Origin of the sequence: Corynebacterium neomassiliense (genome assembly GCF_900626215.1) — a bacterium.
GTDB classification, from domain to species: domain Bacteria; phylum Actinomycetota; class Actinomycetes; order Mycobacteriales; family Mycobacteriaceae; genus Corynebacterium; species Corynebacterium neomassiliense.
Genome location: NZ_LR131107.1, coordinates 215,917 through 242,054 on the forward strand (window position 1 = coordinate 215,917; position 26,138 = coordinate 242,054).

Genomic DNA, 26,138 nt, shown 5'->3' on the forward strand with positions numbered 1-26,138 from the left:
AACCCGCACAGTGGCCGTCGGGGACACAGGCGGGCCTCATGTGACACAATGAGCACGGACGTGCTGCACCGGCCGGGTGATGAAACAGAGAACCCGGGCCCGTTGTGCGCATATCTTCGAAGATCTTTCAACAACAGTGAGCGGCACCACGGCCCACAGAGGGCCGGTATCCGGTGAGAGGCAGCGAGATGCGCCCGCCGGCGGTGTGACCGCATCCGAACAAGGAGAACAGTGGCTAAAACCAGCCAGGAACTCGCGGCAGCAGCCGCGGCGACGACAACAGAAGACATGGGGGAGAAGGTCCGCGTACACGCGCTGGCCAGGGCACTCGGCGTCCCCAGCGCCGAAATGGTGCAGATACTCGCCACCCAGGGGATCGAGGGCAAGCGCGCGACCTCCACTCTGCCCAGGGCGCAGGTGACGGAGGTGCTGGAGCGGCTCACAGCGGACGGAGCACCGCCGGAGCCGCAGAAGAAGGCGGAGACGAAGAAGAAGTCTCCGGCAAAGAAGACCACCGCGAAGAAGGCGACCACCGCGAAGAAGGCGGCCGCCAAGAAGACCACCGCCAGGAAGACTGCGGCGTCGAAGGCCGACACGGCACAGTCCACCGGGGATGTCGCCGCGACCACCGACACCTCAGAGACCGCCGGGACTCCCGGGACGACGTCCGGCGACGTCGTGACCGTGGACAAGGTCGCCGACGACCAGCCGGTGGATGGGAAGCTGACGAAGAAGGGTGCGGCCGGGGCGTCCGCGGGAAAGCCGTCCGCCAAGAAGTCACCCGCCAGAAAAGCTGCCACCAGAAAAGATCCCTCCGGGAAGTCCGCTGCAGAGCAGGGCACACCTTCCGGCGAGGGGACCACCACGCCGGATGACGCCGCGGAGTCCGTTGACGCCCCGACGACAGACAGTAAGTCCCGACGGGGAAGCGGACGTTCCCGCAGGTCACGGACTGCTTCCGCCGGATCAGCCTCCGCCACTGCGCCGGCCGGGGCGGCACAACCGGCGACGGAACCGACCGCAGGACAGGTCGACGCGGTACCTCAGCAGGGTGACAGCGGCAGTGACGCCACGGTCGACGCACTCATCGACCGGATCGCCGAGTCCGTCCGGGCACCGGAGAAGTCGGCCACCCAGGAACCGGTGACGGAATCCGGGGACGCCCTGACCGGCACACCCCGTAGAGTCCGTCGCAGGATCGTCCGCAGGGTCGGCTCCCGCTCCGCGGCGTCCGACGCCGAACTGCTCAGGGCCAGAAAAGCAGCCCAACGGTCCGACGCTGTCTCCGCAGACGCGGGCAGCACCGGCAGGGCGGAGGCCTCCGCCACCTCGGACGGCACGCCCTCCGGCAAAGGAGACGGCCCCGGTGCCGTCGGCGGTCACGCTGACGAGCAGCCGGGCGGCCGTAGCCGTCGTCGTGGCCGCCGTGGTCGTGGCCGCGGTCGTGGCGACCAGGACCGCCACGAGGTCAGGGAGAGCAGTGAGAACCGGGAACACCGGGAGAACGAACACCGGGAGAACCGGGAGAGCGCCGGAACCGGCGGTCCACAGGCGTCGGAACACCGCACCGATGTGACGGAGCGCTCCGGCGTCCCCGACGGTCTTCCGGTCCTCACCGAGGGATCGGAGTTCATCGACGAGCCGGTGAAGCTCAAGGGCTCAACCCGCCTCGAATCGAAGCGTCGGTGGCGGCAGGAACAGGGTCACGAGAAGAACAAGATCGTCACCAGGGCGGAGTTCCTCGCCCGCCGGGAGAATGTCGACCGGGCCATGGTCGTCAGGGATTCCGAGCGCAGTGACCACCCGGGCACAACCACCCAGGTCGGCATCACCGAGGACGGGATCCTCGTCGAACATGTCGTCACCAGCGAAACGCAGTCCTCGATCATCGGGAACATCTACCTGGGCAGAGTGCAGAACGTGCTGTCCAGCATGGAGGCGGCGTTCATCGACATCGGAACCGGGCGCAACGCGGTCCTCTACGCCGGCGAAGTTGACTGGCGTTCCAGTCACCTGCACGCCCGCACCCGTCGCATCGAGGCGGCGCTGCGGGCCGGAGACCAGATCCTCGTCCAGGTGATCAAGGACCCGCTCGGGCACAAAGGTGCCCGGCTGACCAACCGACTCAGCTTCGCGGGACGCTACCTGGTCTACATTCCGGGAGGCAGGACCCACGGGATCTCCCGCAAGCTTCCGGAAGCGGAGCGTAAGCGGCTGAAGGGGATCCTCAACCGCGTCGTCCCCGACGACGGCGGCACCATCATCAGGACCGCCGCCGAGGGAGTGTCCGAGGAACTCATCGCTGAGGACGTCCACCGGCTCCACCAGCGTTGGCTGGACATCTGTGAAGCCGAGGAGAAGGCCCGCGGGCGTAAGGGATCACACCCGGTGACCATGTACGAAGAGCCGAATATGCTCGTCAAGGTCATCAGGGACATATTCAACGAGGACTTCAACGAACTCGTGGTCGACGGTGAGAAGTCCTGGGAGATCGTCCGGGACTACGTCCACCGCATGGCGCCGGATCTCGAGTCCCGTCTCGTGCGCTACCGGCCTGAGGACCACGGTGGCCGTGACGTCTTCGAAGACCGTCAGCTCGACGAACAGCTCGCCAAGGCCCTGAGCCGGAAGGTGTGGCTGCCGTCCGGCGGGTACCTGATCATCGACCGCACCGAGGCGATGACCGTCATCGACGTGAACACCGGCAGTTTCGTCGGTTCCGGCGGGAACCTCGAGGAGACGGTGACGCTGACGAACCTTGAGGCGGCCGAGGAGATTGTCCGTCAGATGCGTCTGCGGGACATGGGAGGGATGATCGTCGTCGACTTCATCGACATGGTCCTCCCGGAGAACCGTGACCTCATGTTGCGTCGGCTCACCGAATACCTGGGTCGCGACAGGACCCGGCACAAGGTGTCCGAGGTCACCAGTCTGGGCCTGGTGCAGATGACCCGCAAGCGTCTGGGGACCGGTCTGCTGGAGACTTTCTCCACCGAGTGCCCGACCTGCGGGGGACGCGGCGTGATCATCCACGCCGACCCGGTCGAGCACAACCCGGAGGACGAGGACAACCACGGGGACCGACGTGACCACGGGCACCGTTCCGAGAAGCGTCAGGCCCGTGAACTGCAGGAGGTCCGCCGCCGGCACGAGAAGGACCGCGCACAGCAGGCCGAGGTCCGGGACACCGTAGATTCCGGTGACTCCAGCGACACCGCTGACGGCACTGACGGCGACAGGTCCGGAGGGCGCGGCAGGGAGAGGCACTCGCAGGAGAAGCACAGGCAGGACAGGTCAGAGCGCAGGCAGTCGCACCCGGAGAAGAAGTCCGGCGGACATCGGAAAGCTGAGAACGACCGTTCCGGGGACGCCGGGACCACCTCCGGGGCACGCGACCACAGTGACAGGGACCGGGACCACAGGGACCGTGACAGGGCACCTGAGGGTTCCGCTGACTCCGGACGTGACGCTGTCACCGACGGTGCACCGGTCCGGGACGACAGCCCGCGCCGGGGACGCCGCCGCGTGGTGCGTCGTGTGATCCGTGGCGACCGTGATATCCGTGACAGCGCAGCGGTCCGTGACAGCGGTGACGTTCGTGACGGCCGTGGTGGTTCTTCCGACCGTCGGCGCGCGGACCGCTCCGGCCAGGACGACCGTCCTCACCGTCGCGTCTCCGGTGCCTCGGCCCGGTCCGATCAGTCGGTGGCGGAGATCGCCGCGCAGGCGGTCGCCCGTGCAGGTGCCGAGGACCCGGACGAACCCAGCGGGGCAGACTACGTGTCCGACCAGGTGACCGCCACGGTGACTGGGAAGGCGACTGACGCACACGGCACGGAAGACGGTGGACAGCACCACGGTGGTGAGGTTCGCCTCGGTACCGACCGTCGTGGACGCCGTCGCGTCCGTCGCGTGGTCCGTCCGGCTGCCGGACGGAACGTCACGCAGACAGCGACAAGGTCACCGCGCGAGCGGGTTGCCGCAGTCACGGAACCGCAGATCACGGCAGCTCCGGTGGCGGAAGGTACGTCCGCCGGCGGTACCCGCACCTATGAGGAGGCACGGGCGGAGTACGAATCCTCCCCGAGGCGCAGGCGCCGGACCCGGGGACGCTCCCGGTCCGATGTTCCGCCGGTCGAGTCCGACTTCGTCGGGGGCTCTGCCGCACCGGCGGGACCGGCGGGGCCGGCGGACACGGCGACAGAGAACACCGGGGCCGGAACCTCGTCCACGGCCACGGTGACTTCTACGGCGTCGTCCGCCGTGCCCTCCACCGTGTCTTCCGGGGCCCCGCGCCGCGGACGCCGGCGAGTCGTCCGCACCGGCAGGCGCTGACCCCCGCCCGGGCGGGGAGGACCGAAAGGATTTTGTCCTTCCCCGTCCGGGCAGGTAGTCTTGAGCGGTCGCTGTTCGAACGTCGTTCATGTGTGCCTTCTGTGGTGCGCATGACCTTCCGGTCCACGGCTCCGCCGGTACCGGTGGACGCTGCACGACATCGGACGCAGTGAAAGCAAGTAAGTCCAGTCAGTCCGTTTCCTCGGAAGCTCCCCGGTCCTGCCGGTGAGGTGGGGGAGCAGCCTGAGCCGAGTAGAGAAACAAAGGGGTAGCCCTTCCATGTACGCGATCGTCAAGACCGGCGGCAAGCAGTACAAGGTTGCCGAAGGTGACCTCGTCAAGGTCGAGAAGATCGAGGGTGAGTCCGGTGCTGCCGTGGCTCTCACCCCGGTTCTCCTCGTCGATGGCGCGGACGTCACCTCCGGTGACGCCCTTGCGGGCAAGACCGTCAACGCCGAGATCGTCGAGCAGACCAAGGGCCCGAAGATCAACGGCATGCACTTCCGGAACAAGACCGGTTACAAGCGCCGGTTCGGTCACCGCCAGCAGCTGACCGTTCTCAAGGTCACGGGCATCAAGTAATTCACCGATCGCTGCGACGACGCCGCGGCGGACAACTTTTCCGAGGAGGGAAAAGACATGGCACACAAGAAGGGTGCTGCTAGCTCCAGCAACGGTCGCGATTCCGAGTCCAAGCGGCTCGGTGTCAAGCGGTTCGGTGGTCAGCAGGTCAAGGCCGGCGAGATCCTGATCCGTCAGCGCGGAACCTCGTTCCACCCGGGTGAGAACGTCGGCCGCGGTGGCGACGACACCCTGTTCGCGCTCAAGGCAGGTGCGGTGAAGTTCAGCACCCGCCGTAACCGTCGACTGGTGAACATCGTCGAGAACGCTCCTGCCGACAGTGAGACCGCCGAGGTCTGACCGGGCTCGCCCGGTCACCGCTGCAGCAGACCAGACCCCCGCCGGTTCCGACCGGCGGGGGGTTTGCGCACCCACCCCGAAACGGGTGAGGTAAGCCAATGGTATCTTTCACCCCCATGACCCCCTCGACCCGTCACCGACCTCTGACCAGACGAGCCTTCCTGGGAGGAGCTGTCGGCCTCGCCGCAGCCACCCTCGCGGCCTGCACCAGTTCAGGCTCCGACAACACTACGAGCACCACGGAAACCACCCCTCCACCGGCCCGTCCGGAGCCCCTGCCACCGGGGACCCGTCCAGGCCGCAACGGGTCGTCGCACTGTCCACCGGACACCTCGACCACCTCCTCGTCCTCGGAATCGTCCCCGTCGGACTCGCCGTGGCAAAGTCCACGGGCACCGATGTCCGGGGCATCCCCGACTACATCACCGAACGGTTCGGTGACAGCCTCGACCTCAGTTCCATCGAGATCGTCGGGGTACGACAGTCCCCGGACCTGGAGAAGATCGCCCAGCTCCACCCCGACCTGATCCTCTCCAACAACAGGTCCGAGAAGGCGCAGCTCGACCAGCTCAGGGGAATCGCCACCGTCGTGACCACCAACGGCGGCGCAGAACAGTGGAAGGACGATCTCGGCATCGTCGGCGACGCTCTGGGACTGCGCGAGAAGTCGGACCAGCTCCTCGCCGACTACGAGGAACAGGCCCGCACCTGGGCGTCCTCCCGGGGCGACAGTCCCAGTGTCTCCCTGGTCAGGGGACGCAACACAGAGTACGTCCTGACAGGTCCCCTCTCCCTGGCCGGAAGTGTCGTCGCTGACGCCGGATTCACCCGTCCCGCAGGCCAGGACTTCACCGACACCGCGAACCACGACCTCTCCCTGGAGAACACCGACCAGCTGGAGGCAGACCACCTCTTCTACGCCTTCGAAGGTGGAGCAGAGCAGGTGGTGGACTCGGCGTCCTGGAAGACACTGTCCGTCGTCAGCCGCGGAGACGCACACCAGGTCGACATCGACCCCTGGTTCCTCAACGCATCTCTCGTGGCGGCGGAACGCGTGCTCGACGACCTGAAGCGGATCATTGGGGAGTAGGGCAGCTGACGGTCACGGGGTAGACTCTGCCGGTACGTGATTTCCAACCGGAGGGGACCCCCACCCATGTCTACCCGCTTCGTCGACCGTGTCGTCCTGCATCTGCAGGCCGGCGACGGCGGAAACGGCTGTTCCTCGGTCTACCGCGAGAAATTCATCCCTCTCGGCGGCCCGGACGGCGGAAACGGCGGACACGGGGGCGACATCATCTTCGAGGTCGATCCCCAGGTCCACACCCTTCTCGACTTCCACTTCCATCCCCACCTCAGGGCCGGGCGCGGAACCAACGGCGCCGGTGACCACCGCAACGGTGCCCGGGGCGAAGACCTCGTCCTCAAGGTCCCCGCCGGCACCGTCATCCTCGACGAGGACGAGGAGATCATCGCCGACATGACCGCCCGCGGTCAACGGGTGATCGTCGCCGCAGGTGGCCACGGCGGACTGGGGAATGCCGCCCTGGTTTCCCGTGCCCGCAAGGCCCCCGGTTTCGCGCTGCTCGGTGAGCCCGGTGAGACGAAGGACATCACCGTCGAACTGAAGTCCATGGCCGACGTCGGTCTGGTCGGATTCCCGTCGGCGGGTAAGTCCTCACTGGTCAGTGTCCTGAGTGCGGCGAAGCCCAAGATCGCCGACTACCCGTTCACCACGCTCCAGCCCAATCTCGGTGTCGTCAATGTCGGTCACCGGGTGTTCACCATCGCCGATGTCCCCGGGCTCATCCCCGGGGCCTCCCAGGGCAAGGGACTGGGACTGGACTTCCTCCGCCACATTGAACGCACCGCCGTGCTGGTCCACGTCGTCGACTGCGCCTCACTGGAATCCGACCGCAACCCCGTCGACGACATCCGTGCCCTCGAAGCGGAACTGGACAACTACCGGTCGGAACTCTCCGAGGACGTCGGACTCGGTGATCTCCGTGACCGGCCACGCGTCATCGTCCTGAACAAGATGGACGTCCCGGACGCCCGGGAAATGGCCGAGATCATCCGCCCCGACCTCGAAAGAGAGTTCGGATGGCCCGTGTTCGAGATTTCCACCGTCGCGCACACCGGGCTTGACCGGCTGACCTACGCTCTCATGGACATCGTCGAGGAGTACCGCCGGCAGCACCCTGTCGAGGTTGCCGCTCCGCAGGTCATCGCCCCGAAGAACCAGCGGAGGAAGGGCACCTCGAAGATCACCTTCACCGTCTCCGCAGACCCGGAGGCGGGCCCAGGGGGAGGGGCATGGATCGTCGACAGCAGCGACCTGGAACGGTGGATCCGGCAGACGGACTTCGACAACGACGAAGCCGTCGGCTACCTGGCGGACCGTCTCGCCAAGGCAGGCGTGGAGGAGGCCCTCTACAAGGCCGGCGCCGTCGCAGGAGATGACGTCACCATCGGCTGGGTGACATTCAGCTGGGAACCGCAGACAGCGGCAGGTGTGGACCTGCTGCCGTCCGGGCGTGGCACCGACAAGCGCCTGGAGCGCACGGAGAGGGCGAGTGCCGCCGAGCGCAAGCGGGCCTCCCAGGCACGCCGCGGGCTCATCGACGAATTCGATTTCGGGGACGGTGAGGAGGCCTCCCGCGACCGCTGGGAGGGCTAGCGGTAACATCGGGGGGCATGTCTGACACTTCCGTGCAGCCTGACCCCTCAGACCCCCTTTTCGCCAACCCGGTGTTCGGTAGCGGAAACATCCACCAGCCTGGCCCGGTAGTCCCGGCCACCGCCAAGGAGTTCCCGGAACCTGAGGTCACCCTCGACGACCCGGAGTACGGCCACCGGTCCGAAGCCCGCCGGGCCGTCCGTGACGCCAAGCGGGTGGTCGTGAAGATCGGCTCCTCCAGTCTCACCGACGAGACCGGGCATGTCAGCCCGGACCGTATCGACCTCATCGCGGACGCCCTCGAGGCGCGGATGGACCGGGGGACGGACATCATCGTCGTCTCCTCCGGATCGATCGCCTGCGGTATGGGGCCGCTGGGGCTGACCCAGCGGCCGACCGACCTGGCGACCAAACAGGCGGCCGCGGCAGCCGGGCAGGTTCTGCTCGCCCAGGAATGGGCCCGTAGTTTCGCCCGGTACGGCCGCTCTATCGGGCAGGTTCTCCTCACGGTCTCCGATGCGGCGCGACGGGACCGTGCCCGGAACTCCCAGCGGACCATCGACCGGCTCCGTCAGCTCGGGGTGGTTCCGATCATCAACGAGAACGACACCGTCACCACCGCCGGTGCGACCTTCGGTGACAATGACCGTCTCGCCGCCCTCGTCAGCCACCTCGCCTATGCGGACGCCCTGGTCCTCCTCTCAGACGTTGCCGGACTCTATGACCGTAACCCCGCCGAACCCGGCGCCAGGTTCATCGCCGAGGTTCGTAATCACGGTGACCTGCGCGGTGTCGTCGCCGGTGACGGGGGACGCCTCGGCACAGGGGGAATGGGGGCGAAGGTGTCGGCCGCCAGGTTGGCGTCCCAGGGCGGTGTCCCGGTGCTGCTGACGTCCACGGAGAACATCGGGGCGGCACTCGACCAGGCTATGGTCGGCACCTGCTTCTGGCCGCGGGACGACAGGTTGTCCGCCTGGAAGTTCTGGATCCTCTATGCGGCAGAGTCGGAGGGGGCGGTGCACATCGACGGCGGAGCCGCCCAGGCCATGGAGCACCACAATTCCCTGCTTCCCGTGGGTATCACCAGGATCGTCGGGGACTTCAACTCCCGCGCCGTGGTGGACATCGTCGGGCCGGGCGGGCATCTCGTCGGGCGTGGTGAAGTGAACTACGACGCCGCGACTCTGCAGGGGATGATCGGGAAGTCGACGACGGAGCTTCCGGCCTTCGCACAGCGCCCCGCGATCCACGTGGACAATCTGCCGACCTCCGCCAACCGCCTGTCGCGGGCGTACGGTGCCACGCGCTGACTTCACCGGCACTGACGGCCCGCACGCACCCCCGGGGAGTTGTTGAACAACACGCCCTCTCCGTCGGACGGCGTACTGTCCCTCGCGTAGTGTGGACAACCATGACGACCTCCACCACGATCACCCCCGATTCGACCGGACTGACCGCCGAGCGCAGTGCCGAGCGCTCGGAGGTTCTCGCCAAGGCCACCACGGCCAGGGAGATCTCCCGCCGACCACCACTGTCCACGACGGAGAAGAACCGGGTGCTGCTGGCGGCGGCGGATGCCCTGGTGGAACGTACGGCGGAGATCCTCACCGCCAACGACCGGGACATCGTCGCCGGCCGTGAGCGTGGCATGGACGAGGCACTCATCGACAGGCTCCGCCTCACCGCGGACAGGGTGGAGGGCATCGCCGGCGGCCTGCGCCAGGTTGCCGACCTTCCTGACCCTGTCGGGGACGTGGTGCGCGGCTACCGGCGTCCCAACGGGCTTGAGATGCGCCAGGTCAGGGTCCCGCTCGGAGTGATGGGGATGGTCTACGAGGCCCGTCCGAACGTCACCGTCGACGCATTCGGCCTGGCCCTCAAATCCGGCAATGTGCCCCTCCTCCGCGGTTCGAAGTCGGCATTCCACTCCAACACGGCCCTGGTGGGTGTCCTCCAGGACGTCCTCGGGGCACAGGGGCTGCCCCGCGAAACTGTGCAGCTGCTGCCGTGTTCGACCAGGGAATCCGTGCGTGACCTGATCACCGCCCGCGGGCTGGTGGACATCGTCATCCCGCGTGGCGGCGCCGGCCTGATCAACGCCGTCGTCACCGGGGCGACAGTGCCCACCATCGAGACGGGGACGGGTAACTGCCACTTCTACGTGGACGCCTCCGCCGACGTGGAGGAGGCCACGGCCCTGGTGGTCAACGGGAAGACACGGCGCTGCTCGGTGTGCAACGCGACCGAGACGGTCCTGCTGGACTCCGCTCTTCCCGCGGAGGCGAAGATGAAGGTGCTCACCGCGCTCCAGGACGCCGGGGTCACCCTCCACGCCGACCCGGGGGAGATCGGTGACCTCGGTCTCGGTGATGTTGTCGCGGCCACGGAGGCGGACTGGGCGGAGGAGTACGGGTCTCTCGACATTGCCGTGAAGATCGTCGACGGTGTCGGGGAGGCTGTCCGTCACATCATGAGGTACACCACCGGGCACACCGAGGCGATCGGTGCGACGGATATCCGGGTCACCCGGTACTTCACGGACAACGTGGATGCTGCGGCGGTCATGGTCAACACCTCCACCGCGTGGACTGACGGGGAGATGTTCGGTTTCGGGGCGGAGATCGGCATCTCCACCCAGAAGCTGCATGCCCGCGGCCCTATGGGCCTGCCGGAGCTGACCAGTACCAAGTGGATCGTCACCGGAGAGGGACAGACCAGACCCTGAGCGGCAACATGTTCAGACGCTGAGAGAAGTTCAGTAAATGTGAGCCTTATGTTATGTTAAGGCTGTGCATAAATATATTTCTGTTCTTGTCGGCGCTGCAGTGGCTGTCAGCTCGCTCATCGTCTCCGTTCCGGCGGCCTCCGCCGGCGTCCCCTCAGGTGCCGGGACACCCGGGAACCGGGGCGGTTCATGCCCGGCAACTGTCATCGTCGCTGCCCGCGGCAGCGAGGAGACTTCGACCACCCCTGCCCGCTACGAGGGGACGGACCTTCCCTCCAACGGCTGGGAAGGCGACACGATCCGCAGGTTCATCTCCTACCTGGCCACCGCGCATCCGGAGGCGGTCTCCGGTGGGCGGGTAGCGGCGGCAGGGGTGGATGCCGACCACTATCCGGCCCGACTGCCCGTGCCACGGGAACTCGCCGAGTTCAACGCAGTGACCATCGCACAGGACGTGGCACTGTTCGTGGATTCGGTCGTCAAGGGGGTCCCCGGGGGTCTGGAACAGGTTAAGTCCTGGGAGGAGGAGTCCGGATGCCGTCCCGACTATGTGACAGTCGGATACTCCCAGGGGGTGCTGCCCGTGATGGCGGTACAGCAGTGGGCGTCCGACCGGGGGCGTCTACGCGGCGTCATCTCCGTGGGCAGTCCCTTCGGCGGGGAACCCGGCACCGTGGGCACGGTGGCCGAAGCCCCCGACGGCGTGCCGTCGATGAACATCTGCGCGACCTACGACGTGATCTGTGCCCATGACATGGAATCTCTCGGCGAAGCACTCGAAGCACCGTATGAACTCGGCGCCCACACGGAGTACTTCAGGCAGGCACTCGCAGGTCGCCCCACAGCCCTGGAGAAGAAGTCGGTCGACACTCTCGCAGAATGGCTGAGCGACTGACCCGGTTCTAGCCGATGTAGAGCAGGATCGGCCCGTTGAACAGTACCGCGGTGAGAATACCCGCCACGGTCACCGCCACGACCAGGGGAACTTCGGCGAGGCCGACCTTCCGGGGCGTCCAGGTCGGCTTCCTGCTGCCGCCGGTCCCGGTGGCCTCCTCCGTCCGTCGGGAGAACACCTCTTGGCGGGGAACTGACCAGGAACGCCACAGTGCCCGGACCATGACAGCTTCAGCGATGAGCCACGGCACCACCGCCAGGTCCCCGGAGAACACCGTGGCCGTGGTGACCGCCAGGGCGACGACGTGGAAGGCGACAGAGCCCCTCCACCACGGACGCGAACCCCGTTCACGGATCATCGTCTTCACGTAGAGCACCGTTCCCACCTGGTAGAGGGCCAGCCAGATCACGGTCACCCACAGTTCCGGGGGCAGGGAGGCGACAACCTCCGAGGAGAAGACGTTGCGGGTCAGGGTGATGCCACCGGTCACGGCGGAGGTGGAGCCGGGTCCGGTGGTGGCCAGGGCCGCGATGACGAGAGCCGAGGTCACGGTCTCCGCCGCCCCCGCGATGAGGGACCGTGGCGTCCCCCGCCAGATCTCGTAGACGGACACCACTGTCAGCGGTGCGAAGACGACCGCCCACCAGAGCAGGTGCGGCTGAAGCAGTACCGCGCACACCACCGCCACCGCCGTGACGGACCCGTAGCAGGCCAGAGGAACGCCGGCCGCCCGGAGTATGCGCCGGTTGCCGGACCGCCTGGCGGGAAGCCACTTACCGACGGTGAAGAAAGTGAGGTAGCCGGCGACCCAGGCGACTGTCACCGCCGCAGTGGTCAGTGACATGCGGAGCATGTCCGCGCCGCCCGGTCCACGGTCGCCTGAGCCGGCGGATCCGATCAGTGAGGTCAACGAGACCGCCCACGCCAGTCCGACCAGCACCGGTGAGAAGATCATCGGCCACGCCCCGTGCTGGTCGGGCTTCCAGTACCGGGAACTGCCTCGTGAGGATCGCGACGCCATACTCACCCAGGTTAGTCGTCACCGGCCGTGGGACGTCTATGATGTGACGTCGTGAACACACCCACTGCACCCGGGGCCAGGTCCGGATGCGCCCGGCGCATCGGCGTGATGGGCGGAACCTTCGACCCGATCCACAACGGCCACCTGGTTGCGGGCAGTGAGGTAGCCGACCTTTTCGACCTGGACATGGTGGTTTTCGTGCCCACCGGCATGCCCTGGCAGAAGAAGGACAGGTACGTCTCGGAGGCGGAGGACCGGTACCTGATGACCGTCATCGCCACGGCGTCGAATCCCCGGTTCACGGTGTCCCGGGTGGACATCGACCGTCCCGGGGCAACCTACACGGTGGACACACTCAAGGACATCCAGGCCCACCACCCGGACGCCGAGCTCTTCTTCATCACCGGCGCGGACGCCCTGGACCGCATCGTCACCTGGCGTGACTGGGAGGCGGTGTTCGAGCTCGCCCACTGTGTGGGGGTGACCCGTCCCGGATATGACCTGGCGGACGCCGGGGAACAACTGAGGGCTCAGGTCGACGCCGACCGGTTGTCCCTGGTGAATATCCCCGCCATGGCGATCTCCTCCACCGACATCCGGGAGAGGGCGGCCGACGGGCGTCCGGTCTGGTACCTGGTGCCCGACGGAGTGGTGCAGTACATCGCCAAGACGGGAATGTACTCGGACATCCGTTGCAGGCGTCCCGACGGTCCGCCGGCACCCGGACTGTCGGCGACCGGACCGGCGGGCGGGGACGACGGGAGCTCCGCCGCCGGGTCCGGTGGTGGTCGCGGCGGTCGCGACGGCAATCCGGACGCCGAACCCGACGTGGACTGGAGGGAACCGAGGTTCCCTCCGGGCTGGTTCTGACCCGCCGGCGTCCGGTTCAGTTCTGTCCACAGGTGTTCTGCAGGTAGAATTACGTGGCGGACATTCATGCGTGCCACCGTGCACTGTCCCGGTCGCCGGGAACTGCCGTCATCTGCCGGCACCGCCGGTAGCGGCATACCTGCCGACACCTACGCCCATCTGCAGACATCAGCCGACGTCAGCCGGCATTAAGGAACTTACCCACAGTGACAGCCAGCGCCGAAGCCATCAACCACGCGGGCATTGCCGCACGTGCCGCCGCCGAGAAGCTCGGTGAGGACATCAGCGTGCTCGACGTCACCGGGCGTATGCCCCTGGCCGACTGCTTCGTGATCGTCACCGGGGACAATGAGCGCATGGTCGCCTCCATCGTCGACGAGATCGAGGCGGAGCTTGCTGAGAAGGCCGGGGTGAAGCCCCGCATGCGTGAAGGGCACCGGGACGGCCGGTGGGTTCTGCTGGACTACGGCACCATCATCTGTCACGTTCAGCGCCGGGAGGAACGAGAGTTCTACGGTCTGGACAGGCTCTACCGGGACTGCCCCGCAGTGCCGGTGGAAGGCGTCGAACAGCCTGACCGGGGTTCCTGGGCGGAGGGCCTGGACGTCACCGAGCTCGGCGACATCGACCGGCTCGATCCCCTGCAGGCGCAGAGCATCGAGGACCTTCCCCTGGCGGGTCCCGGCCCGGACGCCGACGAAATCTAGGGCGGAGGAAACCCGACATGGCGGAAGTGACGGCAGTGGGCGGTGGTGGGCGTCCGGAGCGGCGGCTCCTCCTGGTCCGTCACGGCCAGACCGAGTACAACCTGGTCGGCAGGATGCAGGGGCAGCTTGACACCCCGCTCAGTGAGGTCGGCCGCGCCCAGGCGGCACAGGTCGCCAGGGGCCTGGCCGACTGGCCCATCGGGACGGTCGTGTCCTCCGACCTGCAACGCGCGGCGGACACCGCCCGGGCCATCGCCGATGCCTCATCCCTGGACGTCACGACAGACCCGAGACTCCGGGAGACTGACCTGGGTGAGTGGTCGGGGAGGGGACATGAGGAGGTCGACGAGGCGTTCCCGGGCGCACGGGCCCACTGGCGTCTCCACCCGCGCTGGGCGCCGCCGGGCGGTGAGAACCGGCTGGAGGTCTCCGCGCGCGCGGGCGCGGTCGTCGACGAACTGATGGCGGGGGACGCCTGGGCGTCCGGCGCAGTGCTGATCGTGGCGCACGGCGGGACGATCTCTGCTCTGACGTGCAGACTTCTGGGTATACCGATTGAGCATTACCCCATGTTCGGGGGCCTGGGGAACACCCGCTGGTGCCAGCTGGTCGCGCGCCCCAGTGACATGTGGACGCCGAACTCCGGAACACCGTGGTGGTCCGGTCCACGGTGGTTCCTCGAAGGCTGGAATGTCGGGGTGACCGCCCCGTCCCCGGTGGCGGTGGTGAACGCGGACGAGGGGACGGACACCGACGGTGAACCGGATCCGGCGGAAGTCTCGGGTGGTGCCGCATGACGGTCCACGTCGTGACAGATTCGACGGCCTGTCTGCCGGCGGCGCTCGCCGCGGAGTACGGGATCACGGTCCTTGACATCCACACCCGGGGGAAGCTCCGTTCCCCGGAAGCTGCGGGGTCGGCGTCCCCGGCCTCCTCTCCGGCGACTTCGGTTTCCCATTCCGTGTCCCCGGTGGACGGCAACGGTACCGTCGACGACACCGACCAGGCGCGCGACCAGCACGGTGCCGGCACCGGCCGGGCTGCGGCGGACAGCAGTGGGTCCGGTGTCGACGGCGAAGCTGGTGAGGATGCGGAACCCACGGACGGACCGGCGGGAGGTGAGCAGGGCGTCCCCGCTGCAACGACGGCGGGGGGGGAGACCGGGGGCAAGGGCGCAGGCGCCGGTGCCCCGGCCGCCGGCGGTGGAACTGACAGCCCCCCGGACGGTGCCGGGGAACGCGGGGACGAGGAACCCACCACGGCCGGGCTGGGACCGCTGGAACTCACTGCCGCATACGCCCGACTGCTCGAGCGTGGCGGTGACGACGGTGTGGTGGCCCTGCACCTGTCGCGTGAGCTTTCCTCGACCTGGTCCGCGGCGGTACAGGCAGCTGCCGTCTTCGACGGACTTGTCGAGGTCCTCGACACCCGCTCGGCGGGGATGGTTCTGGGACAGGCCGCAGTCGCCGCCGCCCGTCGCGCCGCCGACGGTGCAGACCTGCAGGAGTGCACGGCGGCCGCCAGGCGAGTACTCGACGGTGCGAATGTCTGGCTCTACGTCCACCGGCTCGACGCCCTGGCACGTGGCGGTCGCCTGTCCACCGCCCAGAGGCTGCTGTCGACTGCCCTGGCCATCCGGCCGATCCTGCGCCTGAGCGGCGGAAAGATCGAACTTGCGGCGAAGACCCGGACCCAGGCGAAAGCCATGGCCCGGCTGGTCTCCTTCGCCGAGGACGCCTACCGTGAGGCGGCCTCACAGGCAGCGACGGATGCGGCGGAGGTGGCGGACGGCACCGGTCAGTCAACCGGTGAAGGCGGTGCCGACGCTGAGGGTCCCGGTGGCCGGGATTCCGGCAGGCGTGCCGCCGCTGGCGTGGACGACGGGCCTGCCGGTGGACTGCAGGCTTCCGGGACGGCTGACGGTGGTCGACGGGGCAGTGCGGACGCCGACGCCGGAACCGTGGAAGAGGTCACGGAAACTGACACGGTGTCCGGTCCGGGGGACGGCAGTGCCCCGGAAGATCCCGGAGCCGGCGAAAGGGCAGGCGAAGGGGCCGGCGAAGGGGCCGGCGAAGGGTCAGCCTCGGATGCGGGGAAGGATTCCGACCCGACGCAGGCAGATGCAGGGGCAGAACGACCTCGCGTGTTCACCTTCGGTGGTGACCACGAATTCCGCCTGCTCAAGCGGCGTGAGGAACCGGTTCCGCTGCGGAACCTCCCGAAGGTGCCGATGCACCTGGACATCCACCAGGCCGGATACCCGGAGATCGCCGAGGAACTTCGGGACACCCTGCGCAGGAGCCTTCCGGAGTGCGTGGTCATATCCGTGGTCGATCTCTCGCCTGCTCTGCAGGTCCACACCGGTCCAGAAGCCGTCGGAATCACTCTGGTCCACGGCTGAGCGGTCTGGGCTGACCGGTCTGGGGCTGCCCGGGAAAGCTGACCCCGGGTTGTCCCCAGGGGGCAGGTTGTCCACAGACTCCTCGGCTTCCGGTGTCTCGGACGGCTCCGGCCTTCCCTGTCCGTGGTTTGCTGGCCGCCATGGGTGGAGAAGCAGCAGACGGGGGAAAGCTCCGGAACAGTACCCGACGGGCCGTCGGTTCAGTGAAGGACAGGGTCGAGGCGCTGGCCGGGCCGGTACCCGGACATGAACTCGCCGACATCAGGTTCCACCGCCGCACCACCATGGGTCCGCGGCCGGCACGTGCACTGCTGACGGTCGTCGCGGTACTGGCGGTCGTAGCGGGAGGGTGGATGCTCATCAGGGATATCGGAGGAGGGGACAGCGGGGATCCCGCGGTTGCGGTGGCAGGGCTGTCGCCCACCGGAGTCCAGTTGCCCGCGGCGGGGGCGGCCTCCACCTCATCGGAGCAGGCGCCGGAGGTGGGGGAGGTGCAGGGCGCTTCCGGCTCTCCCGGATCCCCGGGGCAGCAGGAAGGGACGGAGGTGGCGGTCGTCGCAGTACAGGGACTTGTGGACGCGCCAGGGCTGCGGACCGTGGACGCGGGAACGAGGGTCGGTGAGGTTCTTGACCTGGTTGGCGGGGTCCGGGCAGAGGCCAGCCTGGAGGGAATCAACCTCGCAGAGAAAGTGGTCGACGGCATGCAGATCGTCGTCGATCCCGGCGGGTCGAGGGTCAGCTACCCCGGTGGTGGTCCGGTAGGTGGCACAGGTGGAGCTGTACCGGCGGGTGCCGCGGCAGGGGCTGCAGGTCAGACAGCAGCCCCGGCCCCGGGTGCCGCGGGGGCGGGAACGGCAGGGGCGGGAAAGGTCAACATCAACACCGCGGATGCCGCGGGGTTGACCGCACTGCCGGGAGTGGGGGAGAAGACCGCGCAGTCGATCGTCGCGTGGAGACAGGACAACGGTCCGTTCACCAGCCCTGAGCAGCTCATGGAGGTCAAGGGGATAGGACCGGCGAAGTTCGAGGCGATGAAGGAGATGGTGGGTGTCTGACCGCGCACCGGAGGGTGGTCATCCTGACCCGGATCTCACCCCCGCGCCGGGTTCCGGCCGGGGTTGGACTGTGCCGGACCGTGACCTCCACAGCCCGGTGGTGCTGCGGCGGCGCAGGGGACCGGACCTCCGGCTCGTTCCGGTGGCGTCCGCAACCTGGTGTGCGGTGGCGTTCGTCCTGGTCACCAGGTCCTGGTGGCCGGTTCTCGTCTGTGCTGCGGTCTGTACAGTCGTCGCCGTGACTGTCGCCCGGGGTGGTCGGGGTGGTCGGGACGTCCGCGTCGTGCATGACCTCGACGCCGGGGTCGCTGCCGGTGACGCCTGGTCGACAGTCACGGTGGCCCGGGTGGTGGCGGTGTCATCGGCCTGTGCCTTCGTCTGGGCTGCCCGTGCGGGACTGGCCGTTCGCCGGGTGGACGCCCACCCCTGGTCTGCCGGGAACACTCGGGTATGGCGGGGCGTCCTCGAAATTGCAGGTACGCCACGGCAACTCGTCGACGGTGGGGTGAACCTGCCGGTGGAGGTTCCCGGGTTGGGGCGGCTGCCCCTGTTCGTCTCTGAACCGTATGCGGCAGGTGCCGACTCTGCAGGTGCCGACTCTGCGGGTGACGGTCGGCAGGTAGCCGGCGGAGGCTCCGGTGACCCTGTGGCTGCGCTGCTCGACCTGCAACCGGGAACAGCACTGGAGATCTCGGCGACGGTGCAGCCCTCGGACCGTCCCGGACTTGTACCGGTCGTGCTGTCCGCGTCAGATGTGCCTGAGGCCGTCAGGGACCCGGAAGGATTCCGGGCGGTGACCGGTCACCTCCGTGACGGTCTGGCGGAGGCGGCGTCCCGACTGCCGGAGGGGGCCGCAGAGCTCGTTCCCGGGATGGTCGTCGGTGACGTCAGTGGTCAGGATCCCGTGTTCCGCGGTGAGTTCCTGGCGACCGGGCTCAGTCACCTCAGCGCCGTCAGCGGGGCGAACCTGAGCATCATCAGCGCGACAGTTCTTGTCGTCTGTGGTGCTCTCGGGGCATCCGTGAAGGTCAGGGTGGTTTCTGCGGCGCTGAGTCTGGTCGCTTTCGTCATTGTCGTCGGAACTGAACCCAGTGTGCTGCGCGCGGCGGTGACCGGTCTGGTGGGGTTGGTCGCGGTGCTGAGCTCCCGGCGTACGCACGGTTTCGCCGCGTGCTCTGCCGCTGTCCTGCTGCTGCTGGCCGTTGATCCGGGACTTGCGGTGGACTACTCTTTCATTCTGTCCGTTGTCGCCACGGTGGGACTAGTTGCGCTGGCTCCGCTGGTGTCGAGGCGGTTGATCCAGATGTGGAGCAGGGCCCGTGAACGTCGCGGAGGGTCGAGAATCACCGGTTGGCAGGCCGCGTTGTGCAGGCTCGCAGGGGTGAGTCTGGCGGCGGACGTGGTGACGGTACCCGTGATCGCCCACATGACCGGAGTTGTCTCACCGACTGCGGTGCTGGCCAATGTGCTGGTCGGTCCGGTGGTGCCGGTCGTCACCGTGACCGGGATGCTGGGGGCACTGGTCGCAGGAGTCTCAGTGCCGGCGGGGACGGCGGTGCTGTGGGTGTGCGCACCGTGCGCGTTGTGGATCACCTGGGTGGCACAGACGTTGTCCGGGGTGCCTGTACTGATCATGGCTGCCGGATGGGTGACCGCTGCGGCGACACTACCTGTGGGGGGCGCAACGGTTGTGGCGGTGGTGTCCGGAAGGTGGCGAGGGGTGGCCGTGACAGTTCTGGTCACGGCAGTGGCAGCCGGGTGCTCGGCGGCGCGCGCCGGTGTACTGGAGGTTGGACCGTATCCCGGGGCAGTCCCGGGGGGAAGATTCGGCGCGTCCTTCGACAGACAGTGGTGGGAGGATCTGGGTGGGCAGGACAGCGGGTACCGGAGAATCCGCGGATGGACGGTGGGGGTGAAACCTGCCGGCTCCGGTGGAGGAGGGCCACCGGAACTCCTGGTGGCCCCGGAACAGCGCCAGGCGGGAAGCCGGGATCCACGGGTTGCCGTCTTCCCGGATGATGCCGGTGTCCTGGTACACGAGAGGTCACTGAGATCGGACACTGCCTCCGGTTCCGGAGGTGCTCCGGCACGACCGTCACCGCAACGACCTGACCTGTACGTGGTCACAGGTTGCGGACGTTCACGGGGTATGCCGAGCAGGACCCCGGAAGGCGTCCCGGTGGCGTACCCGTGCCGGGACGGTACGGTGCTGCTGGCCCCCGACGGACTGCACGCGGGCGGACCAGGGTAGTCGGGGGGTGGTCCGGTCAAGGTGCCCGGTCAAGGTGCCCGGTCACAGCTCGCGGAGACGGCGCCGAGAGGTCCTGTCGCCGGTCTAGGATTGTCGGCATGGCAGAACTGGACACGGCGCAGGTCAATCTCATCGTCGGTGGGGATGAGTTCCTCGCAGAGAGGCGCAGACAGGAAGTCGTCGACCGTGTCCGCAGATCCGTCGGGGATCCTGACCTGCCCGTGGAAATCCGAAGAACCAGTGAAATCGATGCCGGTGAACTGGCGGAACTGCTCAGCCCGTCACTGTTCGCCGAGGACCGCATCGTCGTGGTCACCGGGCTGGCGGAGGCGTCGAAGGAGACTGTGAAGCTGATCGAAGAGGCCGTCGCGGAGCCCGTGCCCGGGATCGTCCTGATCCTGCAGCACACCGGCAAAGGTCGTCAGAAGTCGCTGGTCAGCAGTCTTCCCGGGAAAGCCCCCAGGGGTGCACTCCGGGTCCTCTCCGCCGAAGAGCTCCGCGGCAGGGAAAGAACGGCGTTCGTCGAATCCGAGTTCCGGGCAGCAGGGGCGAGAGTCAGCCCGGATGTCACCGAGGCACTCATCGAGTCAGTGGGTACAGACCTCCGGGAGCTGGCGGCCGCGGTGAGCCAGCTCGTCTCCGACACCGGTGGTCAGGTCACGGTCGCCGCAGTCCACAGCTACTACCAGGGCACCGCCGAAGTGTCGGGATTCGATGTGGCCGAGTACGCGGTCACCGGCCGGGTCGACCGGGCGGTCGGTTCCGCCCGCCGGGCGCTGCAGCTCGGCGTCCCCCACGTGCTGCTTGCCTCCGCGTTGTCCGGGATGGTGGGAGACATCGCCAAAGTGCACGGGGTCGGTCGGATCAATGCACGGTCCCAGGCCGCGGAGTTCGGGATGCCCCCGTGGAAGCTGGAGAAGACCGTACGACTGGCACGATCCTGGTCCGCCGCGGGGGTGGCGGCGGCCGTCCAGGTCGTCGCGGAGCTGGATGCCGGGGTCAAGGGATGGGCAGCTGATCCCGAGTACGCGGTGGAGGATGCGGTGCGCAGGATCGCGGTTCTCGCCGGAACACAGAACTGACATGCGGGAGCCCCCGGCGCCACGGACAGACGGTTGATGCGTTGAGGTGAGCTCGGGGTTGAGGTGAGCTCGGGGTTGAGGTGAGTCGGGGTTGAGGTGGCAACGGGGGTGGTAAATCACCCCCGTCGGCCGGACAGTTCCGGCGATGTCCAGTAGCTGTCACCTCGATATACGTTCGCAGTAAAAGTGTTTTGTCACATGTATGTACTTATCACGGTGGTCGGGGCCGGGGTGGGCGGTTAGCGTGGGGAGGGTCGTCATGGTTGTGATGCACACCACATACATATATGGATGTGATGTAGAGCCCATTGCCGTGACGTGCCGATGAAGAACCCTATCCGGGCCCGAGATGTCCGGTGTGCCCCCGCGGCCCGACCGAGAGGAATCTCCTTGTCTGCTCCCACGATCGACCAGTCCACCAGCGGCACCCCAGAAGCCCCAGGAACCCCAGTCACCACAGGAACGGCACCGGAAACTGCGTCCGACCCGACCGTGGCGTCCCTCAACCACCGGGTCCTGGCCTGGTTCAGGAAATTCGCCGAGGCACTGGCGGAACCCGACGTCGAGACTGCTGCCACCGCCACCGCCGACCTCTTCGTCGAGGAAGGCTACTGGCGGGACCTGACCACCTTCACCTGGAACCTGCACACCGCCGAACACCGCGATGCCGTCGCGGACCTGGTGCGGGGAACCCACGGCACCGGCAACCTCGTCATCAGTGACATCGCGATCGACCGTGACGCCGTGGTCGAGGACGCCGTGGACGGCTCCGGCACCGACATCTTCGCCTTCGTCACCTTCGAGACCCCCGTGGTGACCTCCCGGGCCCTGATCCGGTTGAAGAACGAAGGAACTCCGGAAGCTCCGGTGGACCGGTGCTGGACCCTCCTCACTTCCGCCCGTGAGCTCAAGGCCCGGCCCGAGAAGAAGGGACGCCACCGTGTCACCGGTGCCGAGCACGGCGTCCACACCGACCGGCGCAACTGGGCGGACAGGCGGGCTGAACGCCGTGAGACCCTCGGCTACACGGAACAGCCCTATGTCCTCATCGTCGGAGGAGGTCAGGGAGGTATCGCGCTGGCTTCCCGGCTCAAGCGTCTCGGCGTCCCCACACTTGTCGTCGAGAAGTCCGCCCGGCCGGGTGACCAGTGGCGTGGCCGGTACCACTCCCTGTGCCTGCACGATCCCGTGTGGTACGACCACCTGCCCTACCTGCCGTTCCCCGATGACTGGCCCGTGTTCACCCCCAAAGACAAGATGGGTGACTGGCTGGAGCACTACACCGGCATCATGGATCTCGACTACTGGAACAACACCACCTGCGAGCGTGCCTCCTACGACGAGGCATCGGGTACCTGGGAGGTCGTCGTCGACCGTGACGGCGAGCAGGTGGTCCTCCGCCCCACCCAGCTGGTCCTGGCCACCGGCATGTCCGGGGTACCCAACAAGCCGACCTTCCCCGGCCAGGAGAAGTTCCGCGGTGAAATCCGGCACTCCTCGGAGCACCCGGGCGGCGCGGTGGACCGGGGACGCCGGGTGGTTGTCCTCGGAGCGAACAACTCCGCACACGACATCTGCGCCGACCTCTACGAGAACGGTGCCCACCCGGTGATGATCCAACGGTCGTCGACGTACATCGTGAACTCGGACATGTTCATCAGACATGTCACCAGCCCGCTCTACTCCGAGGACGCCCTGGACGCCGGGATCGACACCGACACCGCGGACCTGATGTTCGCCTCCTGGCCCTACCGACTGCTCCCCCTGGCCCAGAAGCCTGGCTCTGACGCGATCAGGAGGGAGGACGCCGCGTTCTACGCCGATCTCGAGAAGGCCGGATTCATGCTCGACTATGGTGACGACGAGACCGGCCTGTTCCTGAAGTACCTGCGCCGCGGTTCCGGCTACTACATCAACGTCGGCGCGTCCCAGCTGGTCATCGACGGTTCCATCGAACTGCACTCCGGTGTGGGGATCGACCACTACACCGAGGACGGTGTCGTCCTCACCGACGGTACCGAGATTGAGGCGGACGTGGTTGTCCTGGCCACAGGGTTCGGATCGATGAACGGATGGGCGGAGCGACTCATCAGCCCGGAAGTCGCCGACAAGGTCGGCAAGTGCTGGGGGCTGGGGTCCGACACCACCAAGGACCCGGGTCCGTGGGAGGGTGAACTGCGTAACATGTGGAAGCCCACCCGGCAGGAGAACCTGTGGTTCATGGGCGGGAACCTCCACCAGGGACGGCACTATTCCCGGTACCTTTCCCTTCAGCTCGCTGCACGTCATGAAGGGCTGGACACCCCCGTGTACGCTCCGGCGGAGTCCCACCACAGGAGGTAGCTGTCCGGAGGCGCTCACCGGGTCGCACTCCGGGGCGTTTTCCGGTTCGTTTTCCGGGGGGAATACGTAGGCTGGGGTCATGTCTGCACCGAAATCACTTCCTGCCACGTACCGCGAACTGCTGTCGCTGGTCACTGTCCCACTGGAGCGTCGCCCGGACGGCGATGTCGTCGCCTCCCGCCCCGTCCATGACCCGGCGACCGGCGAGGTCATCGGGCTTGCCCCTGTCCACGGCGCCGAGGAGGTCGATGAAGCTGTCGAGGCGGCCCGGGACATTCAGCCGGACTGGGCGTCCTGGAGCTCCGGGGAGCGGGCCGATCTGCTGGAGAAGGCGGCGGACGCCGTCGAACAGGTCGCCGAACCTCTTGCGGAGCTGCTGAGCAGGGAGACCGGCAAGCCGCTCAACGGGCCGAACGCCAGGTTCGAGGTCGGGGCGTGCGTCAGCTGGCTGCGTACCGCGGCGTCCCTCGAGGTCCCGGTGGAGACCGTGGTCGACGACGGTGGCACCCGGGCTACCCTGAGGTGGCGCCCGGTGGGCATTGTCGGCGCGATCGGGCCGTGGAACTGGCCGATGATGATCACCGTGTGGCAGACCGCCTCGGCGCTGCGGATGGGTAATGCGGTGATCGTGAAACCGTCGGAGAACACGACTCTGTCGGTACTTGCCCTGTGCGCGGTTCTCAATGAGGTTCTTCCCCCGGGTGTCCTCACGGTGGTCCCCGGTGAGCGTGAGGTGGGGGCGGTGATCGCCGGGCACCCTGCGATCAGGAAGGTCCTGTTCACCGGGTCCACGTCGACCGGGCGCCGGATTGTCGAGGCCAGTGCGGGCAACCTCAAACGGCTCACCCTGGAACTGGGCGGCAATGACGCGGGAATCGTCCTGGAGGACATTTTCGACGGGGCGGACGCCGACCGCCGCAGGTCCGTTGTCGAGGACATGTTCTGGGGTGCGTTCATCAACACCGGTCAGACCTGCGCAGCCCTGAAGCGGTTGTATGTCCCGGACTCCGTCTACGACGAGGTCTGCTCCGGACTGGCTGAGGTTGCCCGGCAGGTGCCGATGGGTCTGGGGCTTGAGGAGGGGAACCTGCTGGGGCCGCTGCAGAACCGGAGCCAGTTCGACATCGTCGACGGACTGGTGGAGGACGCGAGGGCATCGGGTGCGCGGATCCTGTGCGGCGGCAACCCGGTGCGAAACGCGCCGGGATTCTTCTACCCGGCGACCCTGGTCGCCGACATCGCCCCGGATGCCCGGCTGGTGGAGGAGGAGCAGTTCGGTCCGGTTCTGCCGGTGGTCAGGTATTCCGACCTGGAGTGGGCGGTGTCGGAGGCGAACAGGTCGGAGGCGGGGCTGGGGGCTTCGGTGTGGTCTTCCCGTCCAGAGGGGGCGCGGGAGGTGGCGTCCCGGCTGGAGGCGGGGACGGTGTGGATCAACGCCCACGGGGCAGTGGATCCGCGGATCCCGTTCGGCGGGGTGAAGGGGTCCGGGTATGGGCTCGAGTTCGGGGTGGAGGGGCTGAAGGCGGTGTCGGTTCCGCAGGTGATCAACGGCTGACCGGGGAGGCGACGGCTGCCTGTCCTCGGGAAGGCCGGCGGAAAACAGTGAGATTCCCACGGAATGGGACATCTACACCCCCGAAGTGGGCTATTCTGGGATTCTGCTGGTAGAAGACATATAGTGGACCACGAACTCGACCGCACCCACACTCCGCGGGAGAGCTGAGGCCCTGCTCCCGCACCCTGGGAGTGGGGTCTTTCTGTGGCTGTGATGCGGCTGTCGCGGCTGTGGAGGTGGTTCCGGTTTCGGGCAGGGGGAGGTCGGTACGGGGGCTTGTGTGCGGACGTCGGCCGAGCTATGGTTTTGGAGGCTGAGCTACACAGTTCAGAGGGGAAGGACGCCTTGAGGCGTCGTCCGGGGGAGTGGTTCGAGGGGGTCAGAATATGGCGTCCACCGGTACAGAGCCGGGGCGTGTACGGCAGGCGCACAGGTCGCGGGCGGGTCGGGGAGCGACGGGGGTGCCACTTGTTCCGGTGCTCGTCGCACTGTTGATCACGGCTGTCGGTTGTGCAGGAGGAGGTACGACGGGCGCAGCGGGGGGTGGGGAAGTGGCGTCGCCCGCCGCGGGCAGTTCGTCGGCTGCCGAGGTCGGGACTTCCGGCGGCCCGGGTGCTGTGGGACGGCCGGAGGTCAGCGACGACGGTCGGATGCTGCAGCCTGCGGGGCATTCCGGACTGTGGTTCGAGACCGAGCCGGAGGATCCGCTGGACCATCTGGTGTGGGAGTCCCAACGCTATGTGGGATCACCGGTCCCGGTGCGGCAGCTGGGGGCGGACGCCGGGTCTCCTGAGGGGGCACACCTGCCGGATGTGTGCGCGCCCGAAGTCGTTCAGCGGATGGTTGACCTGGGTTTCCGGGTGGGCTCCGAACGCGATGTGGGTGCAGATTATGTCCAGTGTTCAGTGTTTGGTCCTGCCGCCAATGAGGCAACCGGGGGCATCGGGTTCTTCTGGGGGTCACATGCTTCCCTAGACACGATGTCGCAGGGGAATGTGACAGCAGGACCTGACGAATGGGGGTACGAGTTTCTGGAGGAAGGAAAACTCGCTTCGCAGTTCGGATGTGTCGCACTTGATCGTCATAAATCGGACGATTATGTCGTGTTCGCCTATTTTGGAACAGTTTCACGTTTCGAATCGTGTGAAGATTCAGGCAGGATTATTCAGTCATTAAGTAATTCCATGGGGGGAAACAATGATTTCGTTTGACTGGCTTTCTATGTCAGAGATATCTGATCTTATTTCTGGTGCCTCATATAGAATCAATAGTGAATCACTTCCCGCGCTTGGCGTCG

Annotated in this window: 18 protein-coding genes and 1 pseudogene; 18 read left to right on the forward strand and 1 reads right to left on the reverse strand. The window is 67.3% G+C overall.

Annotated features, from left to right (window positions below; translation table 11 throughout):
- The first annotated feature begins 288 nt into the window (after positions 1 to 288).
- From E0E18_RS13300 to E0E18_RS13335, 8 genes are all read left to right on the forward strand, one after another.
- Positions 289 to 4,335, forward strand: a complete 4,047-nt coding sequence (locus E0E18_RS13300; RefSeq protein ID WP_130841890.1) for a translation initiation factor IF-2 N-terminal domain-containing protein — start codon at positions 289 to 291, stop codon at positions 4,333 to 4,335.
- A gap of 279 nt (positions 4,336 to 4,614) precedes the next feature.
- Positions 4,615 to 4,917: a 50S ribosomal protein L21 gene (gene rplU / locus E0E18_RS13305; protein WP_066584831.1), complete on the forward strand. Its 303-nt coding sequence runs from the start codon at positions 4,615 to 4,617 to the stop codon at positions 4,915 to 4,917.
- 57 nt (positions 4,918 to 4,974) lie between these two features.
- Entirely contained in the window at positions 4,975 to 5,256 is a 282-nt protein-coding gene (gene rpmA / locus E0E18_RS13310; RefSeq protein ID WP_130841774.1) for a 50S ribosomal protein L27, read from the forward strand.
- A 355-nt stretch (positions 5,257 to 5,611) separates the two neighbouring features.
- A complete protein-coding gene (locus E0E18_RS13315; protein ID WP_237559845.1) occupies positions 5,612 to 6,346 on the forward strand; it encodes an ABC transporter substrate-binding protein in 735 nt (244 codons plus the stop codon).
- A 66-nt stretch (positions 6,347 to 6,412) separates the two neighbouring features.
- The gene (obgE, locus tag E0E18_RS13320; RefSeq protein ID WP_130841779.1) at positions 6,413 to 7,936 is read left to right on the forward strand and encodes a GTPase ObgE; all 1,524 of its coding nucleotides are present in this window, start codon (positions 6,413 to 6,415) and stop codon (positions 7,934 to 7,936) included.
- A gap of 17 nt (positions 7,937 to 7,953) precedes the next feature.
- Entirely contained in the window at positions 7,954 to 9,246 is a 1,293-nt protein-coding gene (gene proB, locus E0E18_RS13325) for a glutamate 5-kinase (RefSeq protein WP_130841781.1), read from the forward strand.
- A 101-nt stretch (positions 9,247 to 9,347) separates the two neighbouring features.
- The gene (locus E0E18_RS13330; protein WP_110481633.1) at positions 9,348 to 10,661 is read left to right on the forward strand and encodes a glutamate-5-semialdehyde dehydrogenase; all 1,314 of its coding nucleotides are present in this window, start codon (positions 9,348 to 9,350) and stop codon (positions 10,659 to 10,661) included.
- Between the two features lie 100 nt (positions 10,662 to 10,761).
- Positions 10,762 to 11,556 (forward strand): hypothetical protein, encoded by a 795-nt coding sequence (locus tag E0E18_RS13335; RefSeq protein ID WP_066584856.1) that lies wholly within the window; start codon positions 10,762 to 10,764, stop codon positions 11,554 to 11,556.
- A gap of 7 nt (positions 11,557 to 11,563) precedes the next feature.
- Here the strand turns inward: E0E18_RS13335 and E0E18_RS13340 are convergent, their stop codons facing one another.
- Entirely contained in the window at positions 11,564 to 12,577 is a 1,014-nt protein-coding gene (locus E0E18_RS13340; RefSeq protein ID WP_078057110.1) for a YwiC-like family protein, read from the reverse strand.
- Between the two features lie 108 nt (positions 12,578 to 12,685).
- Here E0E18_RS13340 and nadD point away from each other — a divergent pair, with 108 nt between their 5' ends.
- From nadD to E0E18_RS13390, 10 genes and pseudogenes are all read left to right on the forward strand, one after another.
- A complete protein-coding gene (nadD, locus tag E0E18_RS13345) occupies positions 12,686 to 13,447 on the forward strand; it encodes a nicotinate-nucleotide adenylyltransferase (protein ID WP_130841892.1) in 762 nt (253 codons plus the stop codon).
- Positions 13,448 to 13,653: 206 nt separating this feature from the next.
- A complete protein-coding gene (rsfS, locus tag E0E18_RS13350; protein WP_066584870.1) occupies positions 13,654 to 14,154 on the forward strand; it encodes a ribosome silencing factor in 501 nt (166 codons plus the stop codon).
- Between the two features lie 17 nt (positions 14,155 to 14,171).
- Complete coding sequence (locus E0E18_RS13355; protein ID WP_066584872.1) at positions 14,172 to 14,951, forward strand: histidine phosphatase family protein; 780 nt, start codon at positions 14,172 to 14,174, stop codon at positions 14,949 to 14,951.
- Positions 14,952 to 15,397: 446 nt separating this feature from the next.
- Positions 15,398 to 15,928 (forward strand): annotated as a pseudogene (locus E0E18_RS14275) (DegV family protein); the annotation flags it as partial.
- Positions 15,929 to 16,695: 767 nt separating this feature from the next.
- Entirely contained in the window at positions 16,696 to 17,610 is a 915-nt protein-coding gene (locus E0E18_RS13365) for a ComEA family DNA-binding protein (RefSeq protein ID WP_130841784.1), read from the forward strand.
- The gene (locus tag E0E18_RS13370; RefSeq protein ID WP_130841785.1) at positions 17,603 to 19,861 is read left to right on the forward strand and encodes a ComEC/Rec2 family competence protein; all 2,259 of its coding nucleotides are present in this window, start codon (positions 17,603 to 17,605) and stop codon (positions 19,859 to 19,861) included. The genes E0E18_RS13365 and E0E18_RS13370 overlap by 8 nt, the downstream gene beginning before the upstream one ends.
- Before the next feature lie 98 nt (positions 19,862 to 19,959).
- Complete coding sequence (gene holA / locus E0E18_RS13375; RefSeq protein WP_130841786.1) at positions 19,960 to 20,943, forward strand: DNA polymerase III subunit delta; 984 nt, start codon at positions 19,960 to 19,962, stop codon at positions 20,941 to 20,943.
- A gap of 492 nt (positions 20,944 to 21,435) precedes the next feature.
- Entirely contained in the window at positions 21,436 to 23,286 is a 1,851-nt protein-coding gene (locus E0E18_RS13380; RefSeq protein WP_130841894.1) for a flavin-containing monooxygenase, read from the forward strand.
- Between the two features lie 79 nt (positions 23,287 to 23,365).
- Positions 23,366 to 24,841: an aldehyde dehydrogenase family protein gene (locus tag E0E18_RS13385; protein WP_130841788.1), complete on the forward strand. Its 1,476-nt coding sequence runs from the start codon at positions 23,366 to 23,368 to the stop codon at positions 24,839 to 24,841.
- Positions 24,842 to 25,491: 650 nt separating this feature from the next.
- Complete coding sequence (locus E0E18_RS13390; RefSeq protein ID WP_130841791.1) at positions 25,492 to 26,052, forward strand: hypothetical protein; 561 nt, start codon at positions 25,492 to 25,494, stop codon at positions 26,050 to 26,052.
- The last annotated feature ends 86 nt before the right edge of the window (positions 26,053 to 26,138 follow it).

Excerpts from the sequence above, each read along its gene's own strand:
- rpmA (WP_130841774.1), top strand. The coding sequence starts at position 4,975 with ATGGCACACAAGAAGGGTGCTGCTAGCTCCAGCAACGGTCGCGATTCC.
- E0E18_RS13390 (WP_130841791.1), top strand. The coding sequence starts at position 25,492 with ATGCTGCAGCCTGCGGGGCATTCCGGACTGTGGTTCGAGACCGAGCCG.
- proB (WP_130841781.1), top strand. The coding sequence starts at position 7,954 with ATGTCTGACACTTCCGTGCAGCCTGACCCCTCAGACCCCCTTTTCGCC.
- E0E18_RS13355 (WP_066584872.1), top strand. The coding sequence starts at position 14,172 with ATGGCGGAAGTGACGGCAGTGGGCGGTGGTGGGCGTCCGGAGCGGCGG.
- E0E18_RS13330 (WP_110481633.1), top strand. The coding sequence starts at position 9,348 with ATGACGACCTCCACCACGATCACCCCCGATTCGACCGGACTGACCGCC.
- E0E18_RS13300 (WP_130841890.1), top strand. The coding sequence starts at position 289 with ATGGGGGAGAAGGTCCGCGTACACGCGCTGGCCAGGGCACTCGGCGTC.
- rplU (WP_066584831.1), top strand. The coding sequence starts at position 4,615 with ATGTACGCGATCGTCAAGACCGGCGGCAAGCAGTACAAGGTTGCCGAA.
- obgE (WP_130841779.1), top strand. The coding sequence starts at position 6,413 with ATGTCTACCCGCTTCGTCGACCGTGTCGTCCTGCATCTGCAGGCCGGC.
- E0E18_RS13340 (WP_078057110.1), bottom strand. The coding sequence starts at position 12,577 with ATGGCGTCGCGATCCTCACGAGGCAGTTCCCGGTACTGGAAGCCCGAC.
- E0E18_RS13385 (WP_130841788.1), top strand. The coding sequence starts at position 23,366 with ATGTCTGCACCGAAATCACTTCCTGCCACGTACCGCGAACTGCTGTCG.
- holA (WP_130841786.1), top strand. The coding sequence starts at position 19,960 with ATGGCAGAACTGGACACGGCGCAGGTCAATCTCATCGTCGGTGGGGAT.
- nadD (WP_130841892.1), top strand. The coding sequence starts at position 12,686 with ATGGGCGGAACCTTCGACCCGATCCACAACGGCCACCTGGTTGCGGGC.
- E0E18_RS13365 (WP_130841784.1), top strand. The coding sequence starts at position 16,696 with ATGGGTGGAGAAGCAGCAGACGGGGGAAAGCTCCGGAACAGTACCCGA.